The sequence below is a fragment of the Phocaeicola oris genome (genome assembly GCF_021295095.1).
Taxonomy (GTDB): domain Bacteria; phylum Bacteroidota; class Bacteroidia; order Bacteroidales; family Bacteroidaceae; genus Phocaeicola; species Phocaeicola oris.
In genome coordinates this window covers 86,789-104,670 of the sequence record NZ_JAJLQX010000001.1, presented here as the reverse complement: position 1 = coordinate 104,670, position 17,882 = coordinate 86,789, and the positions used below count along the sequence as shown (strand labels likewise).

Sequence of the window (17,882 nt, the reverse complement as noted above, 5' to 3'; positions counted from 1 at the left end):
TCTGTCGTTGATAAAACAATGGCAGGCTTTCTTTTTATTTCCGTTTAGGCTTATAATTTAAGTGTACCACGTACGTGAATCAAGTGTATCACGCATGTGAGGCATGTGTATCACGCACGTGAGCCATCTGTACCACGCACGTGATACACCTATATTTTCTTATGATTTGCGAGTTTATGAATATGAAAAACAAAGAACATTCGTTCTAACCGACTATATTTTAAGATGAATCCGCGTCTAAATGCTACATATATCAATAGCTATATAATCCATCGGAGACTTTTAATAGGTATAGTTTGTTAAAAAACAGGCAATCGTTAGGTAGCGTTCTTCAGAATTTATAAATTTGTCTGTTTAAAGAATAATGACTGTTTCGAAAGGAATAAAATATTCGATATACATTCCGGTAGGGCTTGTGATAGGACTTTACTTAGGCATTATCGTACTGCTGAACATACCTTTTGTTCAGAGCAAGATAGCTTTTGCCGTAACCGGTGCATTAAAAGAAAAATTGCATACGGAACTGTCGATAGGCAAAGTCGACATGGGACTGCTGAACCGAATCATCATAGAGGATGTAACTATGAATGATCGGCAGAACAAGCAGATGCTCAATGTTACCCGATTGTCAGCTAAATTCGATATTCTTCCTTTATTGAAGAAAAAAATCTCTATCAGCAGCGTACAGTTCTTCGGATTCACTGCAAACTTTAACAAGAACACTCCCACAGATAACCCCAACTTCCAATTCGTTTTGGATGCTTTCGCTTCGAAAGATACGGTGAAGAAAGATTTTAAACTCGACCTGCGGGTCAATTCCGTACTGATACGGCGAGGTCGTGTAATCTATGACGTGCTTTCTGAACCGTCCACACCGAATAAATTTGATAAGAATCATATAGGGGTGACCAACTTCGCCGCGACGATTTCGCTCAAGACACTGACAAAAGATACATTAAATGCCTCTATCCGAAGAATCAGTTTTGATGAACAATCAGGATTTAGTCTTAAAAAGGCAGCAGCAAAGGTTACAGCAAATAATAATAAACTGTTAATCAATAATTTCAAAATAGAACTTTCAAACTCTGATTTAAGTATTGATACCTTAATTTGCCAATATAATAAGGCAGAGAATTTGTTTAAACTAAGCGATGATGTAACCTATAAAGGAAAACTTGCAGCCTCTGTTTCGCCTACAGACATGGCACCTATCGTTCCTACGCTCTTCGCTTTAAAAACACGTTTCGATGTCCATTTTGAATTCGAGGGGAAAGGACATGATCTGACCACACCATTACTTGAAATCAACAATTCAAACGGTATTGTCATAGCCGGTAATGGAACAGTACATGATTGGCAAGCCGGAAAGAAAACGCGTATTGAAGGGCGATTGAAACAGGTTGAAGTGGATAGCAGCGGTATTGATTTTTTAGGAAATTCTTTCTTCGGAGGAGTAAAAGCGGTTATGCAGAGAGTCCATCATATTCAGTTGAATGGTATGGTTAACGGCTATTTAAGCAACCTGAATATTATCACTAATATCAGGTCGGGCATTGGAGATGTAAGTGGTGAAGGACGCATAACTTTAGGTGAAAAGAATAAACTAAACTATTCGGGTAACATTAAAAGTACGAATCTGAACATTGGCAAACTAATTGGTGACGAGAATTTAGGTGAAGCCGACTTTGACCTTGACTTGACCGGCTTTAATCACCAAAACCGATACCCAGAAACAACAGTGAAAGGAGTAATCAATTCTCTGGTATACAGCAACTATAAATATGAGAATATCATACTGGACGGAAACTTAAAAGATGGAGGGTTCAACGGGAACCTGACAATGAACGACCCTAACGGAACCATAGAGCTGAACGGAAAGTTTAACCGATTACAGGCTGTTCCCACCTATAACATTACCACCTCAGTACGCAACTTGCGTTTGAAAGAGCTGCATTTGTCGGACAAATATGCTGATAAAGCATTCTCGTTTAATATAGCAGCCAACTTTACCGGACATTCCATTGACGATCTGATAGGAACCATATCACTCGATAGCTTGACACTTAGCAGTTCAGACAGTACGGAATACCAATTGAGTAATCTTACCATCACCTCGAACAAAATAAACGATACGGACAAAGAGCTTCACATCAATTCGCCATTCCTCAAAGCGACGGTAAGAGGAGACTATTCATATAAGACATTACCAGCCAGCATCCTACACACTATACAACGATACATTCCTTCTTTGCTGACATTAAAGAAAGATGCCAAAGTTCCGCATAATAACTTCGACTTTACACTAAACATCAATGATGCCACTTTCTTTAAGCAGATATTCCGGCTTCCGTTAGAGCTGCATTATCCCGCTACCCTCTCAGGAAGCATCAACGATAATGAGGAAAAGATTCGCGTAGAAGGACATTTCTCTGAGTTCCAATATAACAAAACTCTTTTTGATTCGGGTAATCTGATTTGTGAAAACTCCCAAGATCAATTCCTTTGTAACTTACGAACAGGTATGTTGCTTAAAACAGGTGGCATGCTGAATGTAGCTGTTGAGGCAAAAGCAAAAAATGATAACCTGAAAACTATCATCAATTGGGGAAATAATACCCATGCCACTTATGTGGGTAAGCTGGCATCGACAACACATTTCTCGAAGACGGAAGGAAAACACCCGCTGCTGAATGCACTCATTGATATAGAACCTACTCATGTAGTGATGAACGATACTATTTGGAATATCCATCCTTCACAGGTAGAAGTTGATTCGGGAAAAATATATGTCAGCAACTTTCTCTTTGAGCATGACGACCAGTATATAAAAATAAACGGTAAGCTCACCAAGAATATGAAAGATTCTTGTTTGGTGGATTTAAAAGATATTGACTTAAGCTATATCCTTTCCATGACCAATTTTGATCTGCTCACCTTTGGCGGCGGAGTAACAGGTAAGGTAAACGTGAAAGGCGCGCTGGGGAAAGATATGGATATGAACACCAACCTAAGCGTACACAACTTTCTGCTGAATAACTCTCCTCTCGGTGATGCCAAAATTCATGGATTATGGGATAATGAGAAAGGAGGATTTCATTTCTTAGTCAATATGCAGGAGCCGAACATATCGAAGACCCGTGTGGATGGTATGTTATCTCTTAAGAATGAAGAAATTGACCTGAAAATCTATGCCGACAGTACAAATATCGCGTTCCTTCATCCGTTTGTAGAAGGTATATTCAGTCAATTAACCGGTCGTGCCAACGGATATATCCATCTATTCGGACCACTTTCATTCATTGATATAGAAGGAGATTTGAGAGCTAATGCCAACGGATTTGTAAAGGTTCTGAATACGGGATTTACTATTCCAAACGATTCTGTACATCTTTACTCCGGAAATACCGGGAATATCATTTTTAAGAATGTGCATTTAAAAGATCCGGAAGGACATGATGGTATAGCAAACGGTGTTATTCATCATCATAAGTTGACAGACTTGTCGTATAACTTTGATATCAGAGGCACAAATATGCTGATGTATAATACACAAGGGACAGATGATATGCCCTTCTATGGTAGAATATATGCTACAGGAAACGTATCGCTCAATGGTGGAAACAACGCATTGAATATCAACGCAAAAGTAACTACAGCTCGTAACAGCGAGTTTACTTATGTGACAGGTATCACTACTGAAGCCACCGATAATCAATTTATTACGTTTATTGACAAGACTCCGAGGAGAATTCAGGACAGTATTCAAACTCATCTTTATCATCCATCGGATGTCAAAGAGACTAAGGAAGATGATGGTCCGCCTATGGACTTAAGAATGAATCTGCTGATTGACGCGAACAACGATGCAACCATCCGCGTCATTATGGATCCGATAGCCGGAGACTTCATATCTGCTACGGGAAATGGAAATCTTCAGGTAAACTATTTTAATAAAGGTGATATGAAGATATTCGGCTCATACATTATTAATCAAGGTATATATAAGTTGAGCATGCAAGAGGTAATACGTAAGGATTTTGCTCTGCAACAAGGTGGTACGGTCAACTTCTCTGGCGACCCGTATCATGCAAATGTCGATGTTCAAGCGGTTTATACCGTACCGGCCGTTTCATTGAACGACTTGGGCATAGGGGATCTAAACTCCAGCCAATCATCCATCAAAGTAAATTGTCTGATGAATCTGACAGGTAACCTAAGTGATCCGGAAATCCATTTCGATTTGGAACTGCCAACGGTCAGTGAGGAAGACCGAGAACTGGTAAAGAGTATCACAGCTACCGAAGAACAGATGAATACACAAATCATTTATCTATTGGGTATCGGTAAATTCTACACGTACGATTACGCGGCCAATACTACTGCCTCACAAGGAAATGCAACCAGCTCACTGGCTCTCTCAACTATTTCAAGCCAATTGAACAATATGATCTCACAATGGATGACAAACAAGAACTGGAACATAGGCGCAAACTTCAGTTCCGGTCAAGAAGGATGGAGCGATATGGAAGCACAGGCCATTCTCTCCGGCCGATTACTGAACAATCGATTATTGATAAATGGTAACTTCGGCTATCGGGATAATGCCTTGGCCAATACTAACTTTGTAGGCGACTTTGAGGCTCGTTGGCTTTTGACAAAGAATGGCGAATGGCAGTTGAAAGGCTATAACCAAACTAATAATCGTTACTTTGTGAAGTCTACTTTAACTACTCAGGGGGTCGGAATTATTTATAAAAGAGATTTGGACAATTGGTTGGATATGTTTAAGATCTTTCGGCGTAAGAAACGAAAAGAAGAGATGCGAAACCAGCGGAATAATGTAACACCCGTACTGGTATCCAAGCAAAAACGAGATACATCACAAATGATTTATTTTAATGAAGAAAGAAATAGATGAGTGAATATTATTTACCATCAGAATGGCATTGCCAAAGCTTGATACAACTCACTTGGCCGCACGCCGGAACCGATTGGAACTATATACTCCATGAGGTAGAGGACTGCTATCTGCACATAACCCGGGAGATAGTAAAAAGAGAGCCGTTACTCATTGTCAGCCCCGAAGTGGATTCTGTGAAGTGTTTCCTTACAAAGAACAATGTGGAAGTAGGAAATATCATTTTCTTTGAATGCGACACCAACGACACATGGGCACGTGATCACGGATTCATCACATTACTGAACAAAAAAGGAACTCCACTCCTGCTCGACTTCCGCTTTAATGGTTGGGGACTGAAATTCGCTGCTAACAAAGATAATCAGATAAATTCAAAACTATACCGATCAGGACTACTAAATGGAGCGTATAAAGATTGTAGAAATTATGTTTTGGAAGGAGGATCAATTGAGAGTGACGGTAAAGGAACATTACTTACTACAACAGAATGTCTGCTTTCTCCAAACCGAAACGACACTTTAGACGTTCATGAAATAGAATCTTTTTTAAAAGAACGGTTCGGGTTGAAACAAGTGCTCTGGTTGCGTCATGGATATTTGGCCGGTGATGATACCGACAGCCATGTAGATACGTTAGCCCGTCTCTGTCCGAATGATACTATCGTCTATGTGAAATGTACAGACGCGCGAGACGAACATTATAATGCCTTGAAACTAATGGAGGAGGAACTGAAAAACTTCCGTACACTTTGCGGACAACCTTTCAGATTGCTTCCTCTGCCTATGGCTGATGAGGTACGTGATATAGAAGGCAACCGATTACCGGCCACTTATGCCAACTTCCTGATTATGAATGAAGCCGTTCTTTACCCTACTTATAATCAGGTAGCAAACGATACAAAAGCAAAAGAAATATTAACCGAAGCATTTCCTGATAAAGACATTGTCGGCATAAATTGTCTTGCTCTGATACAGCAGCACGGATCATTACATTGCTCGACAATGCAATTTCCGGAAGGCGTATATATAAAGAAATGGAAAGAATCATTAAAATAGGAATCGTTCAGCAAAAATGTGTGGCTGACATTGAACAGAACAAACAAAAATTAGCTGCCAATATAAAAGAGGTAGTTGAGAAAGGTGCCCGGTTGGTAGTATTACAGGAGTTACACAATTCGTTATATTTCTGTCAGATGGAAAGTGTTGATAACTTCAACTTGGCAGAACCTATTCCCGGCCCTTCAACAAAATTTTATGGTGAAATAGCCGCTCAATATGGTATTATTCTGGTGACATCTTTATTTGAACGCCGTGCTCCGGGAGTGTATCATAATACGGCTGTTGTTTTTGAAAAAGACGGAAGTATAGCCGGAAAATACCGCAAGATGCACATACCTGACGATCCGGCCTATTACGAGAAATTCTATTTCACTCCGGGAGATTTAGGCTTTAACCCGATAAAAACATCCCTTGGCGTTCTCGGCGTGCAAGTTTGTTGGGATCAGTGGTATCCGGAAGGAGCACGTATAATGGCTTTGAAAGGCGCGGAAATCTTAATTTATCCAACAGCCATCGGATTCGAAAGTTCCGACACAAAAGAGGAAAAACAACGCCAGCTGAATGCATGGATGACGGTTCAGCGAGGTCATGCCATAGCAAACGGATTACCTGTTGTAGCAGTCAACCGTGTTGGTTTGGAACCGGATCCAAGCAAGCAAACGAATGGTATTCAGTTCTGGGGAAATAGTTTTGTAGTCGGTCCGCAAGGCGAATTCTTGGCGCACGCAGGTGATGTGGAAGAAGAAAATATAGTGGCAGATGTGGATCTCACTCGCAGTGAAAATGTGAGAAGATGGTGGCCTTTCCTTCGTGACAGACGAATAGATAAGTACGAGGATCTGCTTAAACGCTTTGCCGACTAAATATAGTTGAGGGCTTATTCTATCGGCAATAAATATCTGTATTTTAAGTGATGAGTATAAATTGAAAAAGTGATCAGTATCTCTTGACTGTTTTATGCGGATGAGTTGGCAAGTTCATGCGGATGACTTTGACAACTCATCCGCATCAGTTGCTCAACTCATACGTATGAGTTGAGCTCTTATTATTGATCCTTTTCACAAGAGACTCGTATCGGTTACTAACATTAAAAAAGGACGAGTCTGTTTTTTAACTCGTCCTTTTCTATATTGAATTTGTCTTTCTTATTCTTTCTTTAAGTCAATCTTTAATTGAAGCTCATCCAATTGTTTCGGATCTAATTCGGATGGAGCGTCAAGCATGACATCGCGTCCACTATTGTTCTTCGGGAATGCAATGCAATCACGAATACTGTCCAGACCTGCCATAATACTGACAAAGCGATCCAAGCCAAAAGCAAGACCTGCATGAGGAGGCGCGCCATATTTGAATGCATTAATTAAGAATCCAAACTGAGCCATCGCTTTCTCCTGAGTGAAACCCAATACTTGGAACATCTTCTCCTGCAACTTACTGTCGTGGATACGAAGACTGCCACCACCAACTTCTATACCATTGCAAACAAAATCGTAAGCTTTGGCACGAACCTTTTCAGGATGCTCATCCAAAAGAGAAACGTCATCAGGATTCGGCATGGTAAACGGATGATGGGTAGACATCAAACGTTGTTCCTCATCACTCCACTCAAACAACGGAAAGTCGATAATCCACAAACACTCAAATTTATTCTTGTCGCGAAGTCCAAGTCGATCTCCCATCTCCAAGCGAAGTGAACAAAGTTGAACACGTGTTCTATTGGCATTGTCTCCACTTAGAATCAGAACTAAGTCGCCATTCTTAGCTCCCATTTTCTCCTTCAACTTAAGGAAAACCTCAGGAGCATAAAACTTATCGATACTGCTCTTTATGGTACCGTCCTCATCGTATTTAACGTATACCAAACCTTTGGCGCCGATCTGAGGTTTCTTAACAAAATCGGTCAACTGATCCAACTGTTTACGTGTATAATTCGCGCATCCCGGTACACAGATACCTCCAATATATTCAGCATTATCGAATACAGAAAATGTTCCTGTACCTTTTAGTACGTCCATCGCCTCAATGAATTCCATCCCGAAACGAAGATCAGGCTTATCACTGCCGAAACGTCGCATAGCTTCAGCCCAAGTCATTTGTTGTAACTTTGCAGGCAATTCAACACCTCGAATCTCCTTGAATAAGTGACGAGCCATATCCTCAAATAGATTAATGACATCATCTTGCTCAACAAATGACATCTCACAGTCGATCTGAGTAAATTCCGGCTGACGATCGGCACGAAGATCTTCATCACGGAAGCATTTCGCAATTTGAAAATAACGGTCGAAACCGGCAATCATCAGTAGTTGCTTCAATGTCTGCGGGCTTTGAGGAAGAGCATAAAACTGTCCCGGATTCATACGTGAAGGAACGACAAAATCACGTGCGCCTTCAGGAGTAGAACCAATCAATATAGGAGTCTCAACTTCAATAAAGTTGTGAGCGTCAAGGAAGTTACGAATAAGAATCGTCATGCGATGGCGTAGCTCCAAATTCTTACGAACACAAGAACGGCGTAAATCGAGATAACGGTACTTCATTCTCAAATCGTCACCACCGTCGGTATTATCTTCGATAGTGAATGGCGGAGTCACACTCTCGCTCAAAACATTCAAGAAAGAAACCACCAACTCAATCTCACCGGTTGGAAGATTTTTATTTTTATTCGAACGCTCGTTCACAGTACCCTTAACCCTGATGCAATACTCACGTCCCAAATGATTTGCCTGTTCAAAAAGTTCAGCATCTATCGCTTCATTGAAAACCAACTGAGTGATACCATAACGATCGCGAAGGTCGACAAATGTCATACCTCCCATCTTACGCGTCCGTTGTACCCAACCGGCCAGCGTTACTTCTTTTCCTGCGTCGGAAAGTCTCAACTCTCCACAAGTATAAGTTCTATACATTGTTATATAATATAAATTTAAGCGCACAAAGATACGAAAAAGTATTAACTTTGCGGGAAATTTAAAGAAAAAGAATATGCCAACAATTACTTATCAGAAGAAAGATTTGCCTGTTCTCCTGTTAACAGGCTATTTAGGTAGCGGAAAAACCACATTGGTAAATAAAATTCTCGCAAACAAGAAAGGTATTAAATTCGCAGTCATTGTCAACGACATAGGTGAAGTCAATATTGATGCCTCATTGATAGAGAAAGGCGGAGTTGTAGGTAAAAAAGATGACAGTCTGGTTGCGCTGCAGAACGGATGTATTTGCTGTACGTTGAAGATGGATCTTGTACAGCAATTGCACGATATTGCTTCCATGCGTAAATTCGACTACATTGTTATTGAAGCCAGTGGTATTTGCGAACCTGCTCCTATTGCACAAACTATTGCTTCATTCGATAAAATAGATCCTATTTATAACGAAGACATTAACGTTCATTTAGACTGTATCGTGACTGTTGTTGATTCACTCCGCATGGTTGATGAGTTTCAATGTGGAAAAGATTTACAGAAAAAAGACATCAAGGATGATGACTTGGAGAATCTTGTCATACAGCAGATAGAATTCTGTAATATCATTTTATTAAATAAAACTTCGGAAGTGAAATCTGAAGAAATGGGGCGGATGAAAGCTATTATCCGTACCATCCAGCCTGAAGCAGAGATGCTGGAGTGTAATTACGGCGATATTGATTTGGATAAGATTATCAACACAAAGAAATTTAATTTCGAGAAAGTATCCATGTCTCCACTTTGGATTAAAGAGTTAGAGGAGCATGAGGATGAGATGGGCAAGAATGCCGAAGAGAGCGAAGAAGAACTGGAATACGGTATCGGAACATTTGTTTATTATCGACGTCGTCCATTCAACTTAAAGAAGTTCGATGATTTTGTTTCCGATAATTGGCCTAAAAGCATTATCCGTACAAAAGGTTTATGCTATTTCTCTAACGAGATGGAAATGTGTTATGTGTTCGAGCAGGCAGGTGTACAGAAGACTATCAGCCAGGGAGGACAATGGTATGCTACCATGCCTGAAGAAGAACTTATCCGCTTTATGCACCAGAATCCTGATATGATGAAAGATTGGGATGAACATTATGGTGACCGCATGCAAAAGATAGTCTTTATCGGCCAGAACCTCGATAAAGAAGCTATAACAAAAGGATTGGACGCTTGTTTAATGTAATCCGATCTTTATTCATAAAAAGGGTTAGAAAGTAATTTCACATTCTAACCCTTTAATAGATTTATTTCTTGTATCCTGCTCTCTGTTGTAGATATCGATAAATCTTATAACCGGAAATAGAGATAATTATACTCATTAAAGGGCTGATTATATTAAAGATACAATACGGGAAATAGACAAAGGTTGGAACATTCAACACAGTCGACTGAGTCATGCCACACGTGTTCCAAGGAACCAATACAGAGGTAACCGTACATGAATCTTCTATACTCCTGCTGAGTAGTCGTGGCTCATACCTTTCTTTTTCATAAATACCTTTAAACATACTGGAAGAAAGCATAATGGAAAGATACTGATCGGAAACTGTCGTATTAAGAAATATACCGGAAACAACGGTAGAAGATACCAGTCCGAAACGAGTACGAGTAAAGCACGTAATCAGACTGACTATATTTGTCAACATTCCACTCGCTTTCATTGCTCCTCCAAAACACATGGCACAAAGAATCAGCCAAATAGTATTTAACATGCCGGCCATACCACGTGAAGCAAGTAGTCCGTCAACTTCCGGATTACCAGTACTAACGGAAGTAGATCCATAAAAACTTCGTAAACAAGCTTTCAAAAGAACTAATGCTGACGGCTCCTGTCCACCCTCTATCTCAACAAGAATATGCGGTTGAAATATCAAAGCGAAAACAATCGCAATAACCGAAAAAACAAAAAGCACAACAATAGCAGGAAGACGTTTATAAATCATCACTCCGGTAAAAAGCGGAACAAGTAGTAACCATAACGACATATTATACTTTGATGCTAAGGCAGTCGTATATCCATTTATATCAACAGCGCCGGGAGAAGTAACCAAGAATCCGGCTACCAGATAAACAATCAGTGCAATAGCTATAGAAGGCACCACCGTAATAATCATATAACGGATATGTACAAATAGCGGAGTACCCACCATAGAAGAAGCTAATACCGTAGTATCGGAAAGTGGAGACATCTTATCGCCGAAATAAGCTCCGGATATAATTGCTCCGGCTATCCAACCATCGCTAAATCCCAATGCTTTCCCAATGCCCATTAAAGCAATGCCAATAGTCGCGACCGTTGTCCACGAGCTTCCTACCATCAGCGAAACTATCCCACAGATTATACAAGTTGATATTAAGAACACTTTCGGACTGATAATCTGCATACCATAATATATTAAAAAAGTAGGAACAACTCCGCTCACTGTCCATGCTCCGGACAGCATACCTATCAGCAGCAAGATGACAATAGCCGTTCCAATATTTCCTATGGATCGGTTTATTTCTTCCTGAAGATCTTTCCATAGAATATGGAAATAAGTAATGGAAATTATTGCGCAAACAGCCGTAGCCAGCATAAGCACGATTTGACTGCCTCCCGATAACGAGTCAGAACCATATACTTGGATGATAATTGCCAAAAGTCCTATCAAAAAGATGACAGGAAGCAATGATAAAAATACTTTCGTTTTAAAATGTGGCATGTATTTCATTTTCTGCCGTAAAGTTACGCTTTTTCTTTTAAAGCTAATTGATTAAGCCTAAAAAGACATATTTTTATTACAATAAATATATGAACTTTCATTTAAACAAACTATTTGATATACATTTTCGAGGCAAAAAATCTTCTTTAAAATTGTTTTTGGATGAAACATTATCATCTTTTCCTTCTAATACTTTTAACCATCGGAATTATTCATTTATTTTGTAGAACCATTAAAAATCATACATCATGAAAATAAAACTTCTATTATGCCTTGCTTTCTGCTTAGGCGAACTTTCAGGTATGGCTCAGAAACGCGCTGACCAACAACATTTGAATAATCCGAATTCTTTTACTATGATAGTATTCGGCGATCCACAAGGATATACCAAATACGATATCAACCAACCGCTATACGAGTTAAGTACTTGCTGGATAGCTGATAATGTTAAGAATTTAAACATAAAAGCCGTATTGTTTACCGGTGATTTAATAGAGCAAAACGAGCAGATAGTGATGAACCGCAATATGTTAAACCAGACCAGCAAACAGATGTGGGAATGGTCATCGCATTGTTTAAAACGATTGGATAACAAAGTTCCATACATCATTGCAGGAGGAAATCATGAATACGGTTATGTGCGTGGTGATGAAGGATTTACTCATTATCCGGAATATTACACGGCAGAGCGTAACAGCAAGACTTCCGAACACTTGGTCGCCGCCATTCCTAACCGTACAGGGACCATGTCATTAGAGAACTCTGCTTGGGAATTTAAAGAGAAGAACTGGGGAGACCTTCTGGTTATATGCAGTGAGTTTGCTCCACGCGATACTGTACTCGCTTGGGCAAAGAACCTCTGCGACAGTGAGAAATATAAAAACCACAAAGTTATCTTCCTGACTCACTCTCTGCTGCGAGAGACATCGGCAGAATATACCGACAATGAAAACTATAAACTTACTCCACACAATTGGGGGAAACAAATTTGGGAGAAACTGCTTTATCCATGCAAAAATATTCGCTTGGCTATTTGCGGACATACCGGACATCCTGCAGAAGTTGCGGGAAGCGACGAAGACCATGCAGCCAATAATGCCTATCGTTGTGACAAGAACTCAGATGGAAAAACAGTTCACCAAATGATGTTCAATATTCAGTGCCTTGGTGGTGGATGGGAAGGTAATGGTGGCGATGGCTGGCTTCGCTTACTGGAGTTTATGCCTGATGGGAAGACTATTAAAGCGAGTACTTATTCGGCACTCTTTGGCATCTCTCCTGTTACAAAACATCTTGCACACCGGACAGATAAATGTTGTCAATTTGATATGGTGATAGAACCATAAATTTAATTAAATAGGCGGTATATTGGAGTATCCTATTTAATCAGTTGGATTTAATATACCATAAATAGATAGTAAAAAGGTGATGCGTACGAGTCAATCGATTCATACACATCGCCTTTGAGTATTTTCTTTATGACATACACCCTAATTGATTGATACCATTGCTGTCCGATAACTTAAAAATTCCGTTATCCTACCACTTTTATCCTTGATGTTGAGGATGTAACAAATCATTCACTGTCTTAACCGGATTGAAGGTATTCAATGGAACTTCTACAAAAATGGTATTCCAATCGCTCATAGAACCGTTCCAAAGTCCCGGATGCTCTAATGCTTTCAGATCCCTGCCATCCTTCGACTTCTGAGAGATAAATCCCGTCGATTTATCCACATATTGTAACAAATTGAATGCATTGCCTTTGTAATCCTTAATACCACAGACCAAATCGACCGGATTGAAGTGAGTACCTTTCTGAAACATAGATTTCTTCTCCACATCATTCATTTCTATCTGTGAGCTTTCTAAAATTTGCAAAGAAATGGTTCCATCCGGATTATAAGCCAAGAACGGACCTCCTCCGGGCTCTCCTACATTTTTCACCATGCCGCATACTCGCATAGGACGATTCAACTTTTTATATAAATATATGGCCAATTCTGTATCTTCCAATGTTTTAATATCCGGTTTACGACAGCATAAATCATGCTGCAGAAAGTGAGCCATCTCTGCCAACAGGTCATGCGTGTACTTACCCGTCTCTAATATATTCAGGTATTTAAAAGCTTTCTGCTGATAGCTGACCAATACACCGGCAATAAGGTTCTTATATTTTACAGTGTCATCTTTTAATTTATCAGGTACTACATTGTCTACATTCTTAATAAACACGATATCCGCGTCTAAGTCATTCAGATTTTCAATAAGCGATCCATGACCTCCCGGACGGAAAAACAGTTTCCCATCCACACGGAAGGGTTTATTCTCCATATCTACAGCAATAGTATCCGTACTCGGTTTCTGAATAGAAAAAGAAATGTTATAGTTCACATCAAACATAGCAGCATATATCGGAGCCTTTTCCTTTACCAATTCGGTAAAAAGCTTCACATGTTCCGAAGAGACAGTAAAGTGAATATTCACCTCCCTATTCGTTCCGGCTGTATAGAGCGCACCTTCCACCAGATGTTCTTCCATTGCAGTGCGGGAACCTTTCTCGTAGTTATGGAACTTCAGTAAGCCTTTGGGTAAGTTACCGTAATTCAAACCTTTTTCCTGAAGCATGTCGGCCACTACAGCTTTATAGTTCTTCTCACTTATCAACGTATCAACATCCTTTCCTTCGTTCTTTATACAAACCTTATTCAGGTCTTCATAAAATGCAAAGCAGTGAATATGAGCGAAGAAATCTTTTTCAAAATCGGTATGAGGATCATTATAATCAGCATCCATGAATGCAAACATATTTTTGAACATTCGACTGGCAGCTCCGGAAGCCGGAACAAACTTCATTATCTTCTTATCAGCTTGCTTATACGTATTCCAAGCATTCAAATATTCCTCTACAGCCTTCTCTTCAGGAACGAGTATTCCACGCTCTATAGAAGCTGCTGCTTCAAGTTTCAAATACGGAAAACCACTCTCAAAATAGGCCAATTCCTCTTGCATCTGCTGTTCCGTAATACCTTTCTTTCCCAGTAAGACTTTATCTTCTTGTGTTAACATATATGTATATATTGATTATTATTTTCAACTGTATTCCTCGCTAAAGGGCTTTATTCTTCAAAATTACTAAATTTTTCATTAGAATAAGGAAAACAATGAAAGAATTAATTACCTTTACAAGGAGATATGAGATTTAATTATGGAAGAAACGAATTTCTTTACATCTGAAGAGTATCAGAAATTGTTTGTATTATACAAGCAATTATCATGGTCTACAAGAGATACGCTGCAAAGAAATGATTACCGAAAACTAAAGAAACACCTTACCAATGCTATTATACAAGGTAATTTACCACGTAATGTGTTTGGTATGAATCCGGTTATTCGTGATTTGCAGACCGCGCTGATAGTAACCAATGAGATAGGAATGAAACGTGCTTCCATTTTGAGTATCATGCTCCATCATGCTATACGCAACAATGCTTATACTCTTGATATGGTGAAGACGGAATACGGCGACGACGTGGCTAAGATTATATACGGATTAGTTCGTATCAATGACCTCTACGCCAAGAATCCTACTATTGAGTCAGAAAACTTTCGTAATCTGCTTCTCTCTTTCGCCGAGGATATGCAAGTTATTCTTATCATGATAGCCGACCGTGTGAATCTGATGAGGCAAATTAAAGATACCGACCCAATTGACGCACGTACACGAGTAGCTCAAGAGTCGGAATACCTCTATGCCCCTATCGCTCATAAGTTGGGATTATATAAACTGAAATCAGAGCTTGAAGACCTCTCCTTGAAATACACCGAACATGAAATATATTATTTTATTAAGGACAAACTAAACCAAACGAAAGCATCGCGTGACAAATATATCGCGGAATTTATCCAACCGGTTCAGAAGAAACTGGAAGAAGCCGGATTGAAGTTTCACATGAAAGGACGTACCAAGTCTATCTACTCCATTTATCAGAAAATGAAGAAGCAAAACTGTTCCTTCGAAGGGGTGTACGACCTTTTTGCTATTCGTATTATTCTTGATGCTTCACCTGAGAAAGAGAAACAACTCTGTTGGCAAGTCTACTCCATTGTCACCGATATGTACAAACCAAATCCGAACCGTCTGCGCGATTGGCTTTCCGTACCAAAGAGCAATGGCTATGAATCGCTGCATACTACGGTAATGGGACCTCAAGGCAAATGGGTGGAAGTACAAATCAGAACCGAGCGGATGGACGCTATAGCTGAGCGTGGACTGGCAGCTCATTGGCGCTATAAGGGAGTAAAAAATGAAAACGGTATTGATGAATGGCTCAAAACAATTCGCGAAACACTGGAGAGTACAGATTCTGACACCGAAGCAATTAGTCAATTTAAGCTTGAACTATACGAAGACGAGGTGTTTGTATTCACCCCAAAAGGTGATTTATTCAAGCTGCCTAAAGGAGCTACTGTACTCGATTTTGCTTTTACTATTCACTCGCAACTTGGTTGCCATTGCATAGGCGCAAAGGTAAACGGAAAGGTTGCTCCTATCCGCCAACAGCTGTTCAGTGGTGATCAGGTAGAAATTATAACATCGAATACCCAAAGCCCTAAACGTGATTGGCTGAATATCGTTACTACCTCAAAAGCCCGTACAAAGATCCGACAGGCACTGAAAGAAATTCAGGCACTTCAGATAGAGTTCGCCAAAGAGACAATGGAACGTCGTTTCAAAAATCGGAAGATTACATACGACGAGACTATTATGATGCGACTCATCAAAAAATTAGGCTATAAGAATGTAACCGACTTCTATCAGGATATTGCAGATTATAAGCTCGACGTAAACGAGGTATGCGATAAATTTTCCGATATGCAGCGAGTTAAGACAGAACCGAATGATAATTATCAAACGGTGAGTGCCGAAACATATAACCTGCAACAAGATGAAGAGCAAAACTACAAGGATGACATACTGGTTATTGACCGCGATCTGAAAGGAATTGATTTTCAATTAGCCAAGTGCTGCAATCCAATCTATGGCGACGACGTGTTTGGTTTTGTCACAGTGAAAGGAGGAATCAAAATACATCGCCGAGACTGTCCAAACGCCAAAGAGATGAAAGCACGCTTTCCTTATCGTATCGTCCGTGCTCGCTGGGCTGGTAAAAGCATAGGGAAGAAATATCCTATCACGTTGCACATTGTCGGACAGGATGATATTGGCATCGTTACCAACATCACTTCCATTATCAATAAAGAAGAAGATATCACGCTACGTTCCATCAGCATTGATTCTAATGATGGACTATTCTCTGGTATGCTCACTATCATGGTTGACGAAACCTCGAAACTAATAGCTCTCATTAAGAAGTTGAAAACAGTAAAAGGAGTGAAACAAATTATCCGTTAATAGTTAAATACCTTTAACACCTTGTCTATAAATAAAAAAATTTCTTTACCTTTACCACAAATTATTTTAAGTGAGGAAGAAGAAATGAAAAAGATTTTATTGACTACCTTAATGATGGTGCTTGTCTTTGCAGGATATGCTGCTACAGACAATGGTCAAGCAGAAATTACTTTCGAGACAACTACACACGACTTTGGCTCTTTTCCTGAAAGCAGTCCAAAAGTAACTTGTACATTCAATTTTAAAAATACCGGAGATGCCCCATTGATTATTCATCAGGCTATTGCATCTTGCGGATGCACTGTTCCCGACTTTCCAAAGGCTCCTATCAAGCCGGGCGAGTCTGGAAAAATAACAGTAACTTATAATGGTGCAGGAAAGTTTCCGGGACACTTCAAGAAATCAATTACAATCCGTACCAACGCTAAACAAGAGATGGCCCGTTTGTACATTGAAGGAACGATGGAAGCTGCTGCTAAGAGCGAGTAAGGTAAATCATTATTAAAAATTTAAGCATAAAAGGCGCATCTTTTCCGATGCGCCTTTATTTTTTTAATGTCTGTTATTATCAACCCTGTCGTTCATACGTATAAGTTGGGTATTTCATGCGTATCATTTGGTCAACTCATACGCATGAACGAGGAAAGTGATACGCATGAATCGATCAACTCATACGCATCAATTTATGAGATTATACGCATCACTTTGCATAAACTTCTGATGACTTTTTATCTGTATTTATTTCACATTCATGGAATATCAAATAAATCTTTTCCATCGGCTTGATGAAAAAATAAAATTATCGTAACTTGCACGGCAATAATACAC

The 17,882-nt window shown here is 39.7% G+C and carries 10 protein-coding genes; 7 read left to right on the top strand and 3 right to left on the bottom strand.

Translation table 11 applies throughout. From position 1 onward, the window contains the following. Positions 1 to 364: 364 nt before the first annotated feature. Genes LO761_RS00460 through LO761_RS00450 form a run of 3 tightly spaced genes read left to right on the top strand, consistent with a single transcriptional unit; the run spans position 365 to position 6,839 of the window. Entirely contained in the window at positions 365 to 4,918 is a 4,554-nt protein-coding gene (locus LO761_RS00460; protein ID WP_272816369.1) for a translocation/assembly module TamB domain-containing protein, read from the top strand. Further along, positions 4,915 to 5,973, top strand: coding sequence for an agmatine deiminase family protein (locus tag LO761_RS00455; protein WP_272816368.1), 1,059 nt, complete (start codon positions 4,915 to 4,917; stop codon positions 5,971 to 5,973). Before LO761_RS00460 ends, LO761_RS00455 begins: the two co-directional genes overlap by 4 nt. Continuing rightward, a complete protein-coding gene (locus LO761_RS00450; RefSeq protein ID WP_272816367.1) occupies positions 5,952 to 6,839 on the top strand; it encodes a carbon-nitrogen hydrolase in 888 nt (295 codons plus the stop codon). Before LO761_RS00455 ends, LO761_RS00450 begins: the two co-directional genes overlap by 22 nt. 282 nt (positions 6,840 to 7,121) lie before the next feature. Here the strand turns inward: LO761_RS00450 and aspS are convergent, their stop codons facing one another. Beyond that, positions 7,122 to 8,885 (bottom strand): aspartate--tRNA ligase, encoded by a 1,764-nt coding sequence (gene aspS / locus LO761_RS00445; protein ID WP_272816366.1) that lies wholly within the window; start codon positions 8,883 to 8,885, stop codon positions 7,122 to 7,124. A gap of 76 nt (positions 8,886 to 8,961) precedes the next feature. Here aspS and LO761_RS00440 point away from each other — a divergent pair, with 76 nt between their 5' ends. Then, positions 8,962 to 10,119, top strand: coding sequence for a GTP-binding protein (locus LO761_RS00440; protein ID WP_272816365.1), 1,158 nt, complete (start codon positions 8,962 to 8,964; stop codon positions 10,117 to 10,119). A gap of 61 nt (positions 10,120 to 10,180) precedes the next feature. Here LO761_RS00440 and LO761_RS00435 read toward each other — a convergent pair whose 3' ends face one another. Further along, positions 10,181 to 11,638 (bottom strand): Na+/H+ antiporter NhaC family protein, encoded by a 1,458-nt coding sequence (locus LO761_RS00435; RefSeq protein ID WP_272816364.1) that lies wholly within the window; start codon positions 11,636 to 11,638, stop codon positions 10,181 to 10,183. Between the two features lie 248 nt (positions 11,639 to 11,886). On the opposite strand from LO761_RS00435, the gene LO761_RS00430 reads away from it, so the two are divergent. Continuing rightward, positions 11,887 to 12,984, top strand: a complete 1,098-nt coding sequence (locus LO761_RS00430; protein ID WP_272816363.1) for a metallophosphoesterase — start codon at positions 11,887 to 11,889, stop codon at positions 12,982 to 12,984. Between the two features lie 202 nt (positions 12,985 to 13,186). Here the strand turns inward: LO761_RS00430 and LO761_RS00425 are convergent, their stop codons facing one another. After that, positions 13,187 to 14,707, bottom strand: coding sequence for a DUF4301 family protein (locus LO761_RS00425; RefSeq protein WP_272816362.1), 1,521 nt, complete (start codon positions 14,705 to 14,707; stop codon positions 13,187 to 13,189). 139 nt (positions 14,708 to 14,846) lie between these two features. Here LO761_RS00425 and LO761_RS00420 point away from each other — a divergent pair, with 139 nt between their 5' ends. Then, positions 14,847 to 17,054, top strand: coding sequence for a RelA/SpoT family protein (locus LO761_RS00420; protein ID WP_272816361.1), 2,208 nt, complete (start codon positions 14,847 to 14,849; stop codon positions 17,052 to 17,054). Positions 17,055 to 17,138: 84 nt separating this feature from the next. Continuing rightward, positions 17,139 to 17,543: a DUF1573 domain-containing protein gene (locus LO761_RS00415; RefSeq protein WP_272816360.1), complete on the top strand. Its 405-nt coding sequence runs from the start codon at positions 17,139 to 17,141 to the stop codon at positions 17,541 to 17,543. The last annotated feature ends 339 nt before the right edge of the window (positions 17,544 to 17,882 follow it).

Excerpts from the sequence above, each read along its gene's own strand:
- LO761_RS00460 (WP_272816369.1), top strand. The coding sequence starts at position 365 with ATGACTGTTTCGAAAGGAATAAAATATTCGATATACATTCCGGTAGGG.
- LO761_RS00455 (WP_272816368.1), top strand. The coding sequence starts at position 4,915 with ATGAGTGAATATTATTTACCATCAGAATGGCATTGCCAAAGCTTGATA.
- LO761_RS00450 (WP_272816367.1), top strand. The coding sequence starts at position 5,952 with ATGGAAAGAATCATTAAAATAGGAATCGTTCAGCAAAAATGTGTGGCT.
- aspS (WP_272816366.1), bottom strand. The coding sequence starts at position 8,885 with ATGTATAGAACTTATACTTGTGGAGAGTTGAGACTTTCCGACGCAGGA.
- LO761_RS00440 (WP_272816365.1), top strand. The coding sequence starts at position 8,962 with ATGCCAACAATTACTTATCAGAAGAAAGATTTGCCTGTTCTCCTGTTA.
- LO761_RS00435 (WP_272816364.1), bottom strand. The coding sequence starts at position 11,638 with ATGCCACATTTTAAAACGAAAGTATTTTTATCATTGCTTCCTGTCATC.
- LO761_RS00430 (WP_272816363.1), top strand. The coding sequence starts at position 11,887 with ATGAAAATAAAACTTCTATTATGCCTTGCTTTCTGCTTAGGCGAACTT.
- LO761_RS00425 (WP_272816362.1), bottom strand. The coding sequence starts at position 14,707 with ATGTTAACACAAGAAGATAAAGTCTTACTGGGAAAGAAAGGTATTACG.
- LO761_RS00420 (WP_272816361.1), top strand. The coding sequence starts at position 14,847 with ATGGAAGAAACGAATTTCTTTACATCTGAAGAGTATCAGAAATTGTTT.
- LO761_RS00415 (WP_272816360.1), top strand. The coding sequence starts at position 17,139 with ATGAAAAAGATTTTATTGACTACCTTAATGATGGTGCTTGTCTTTGCA.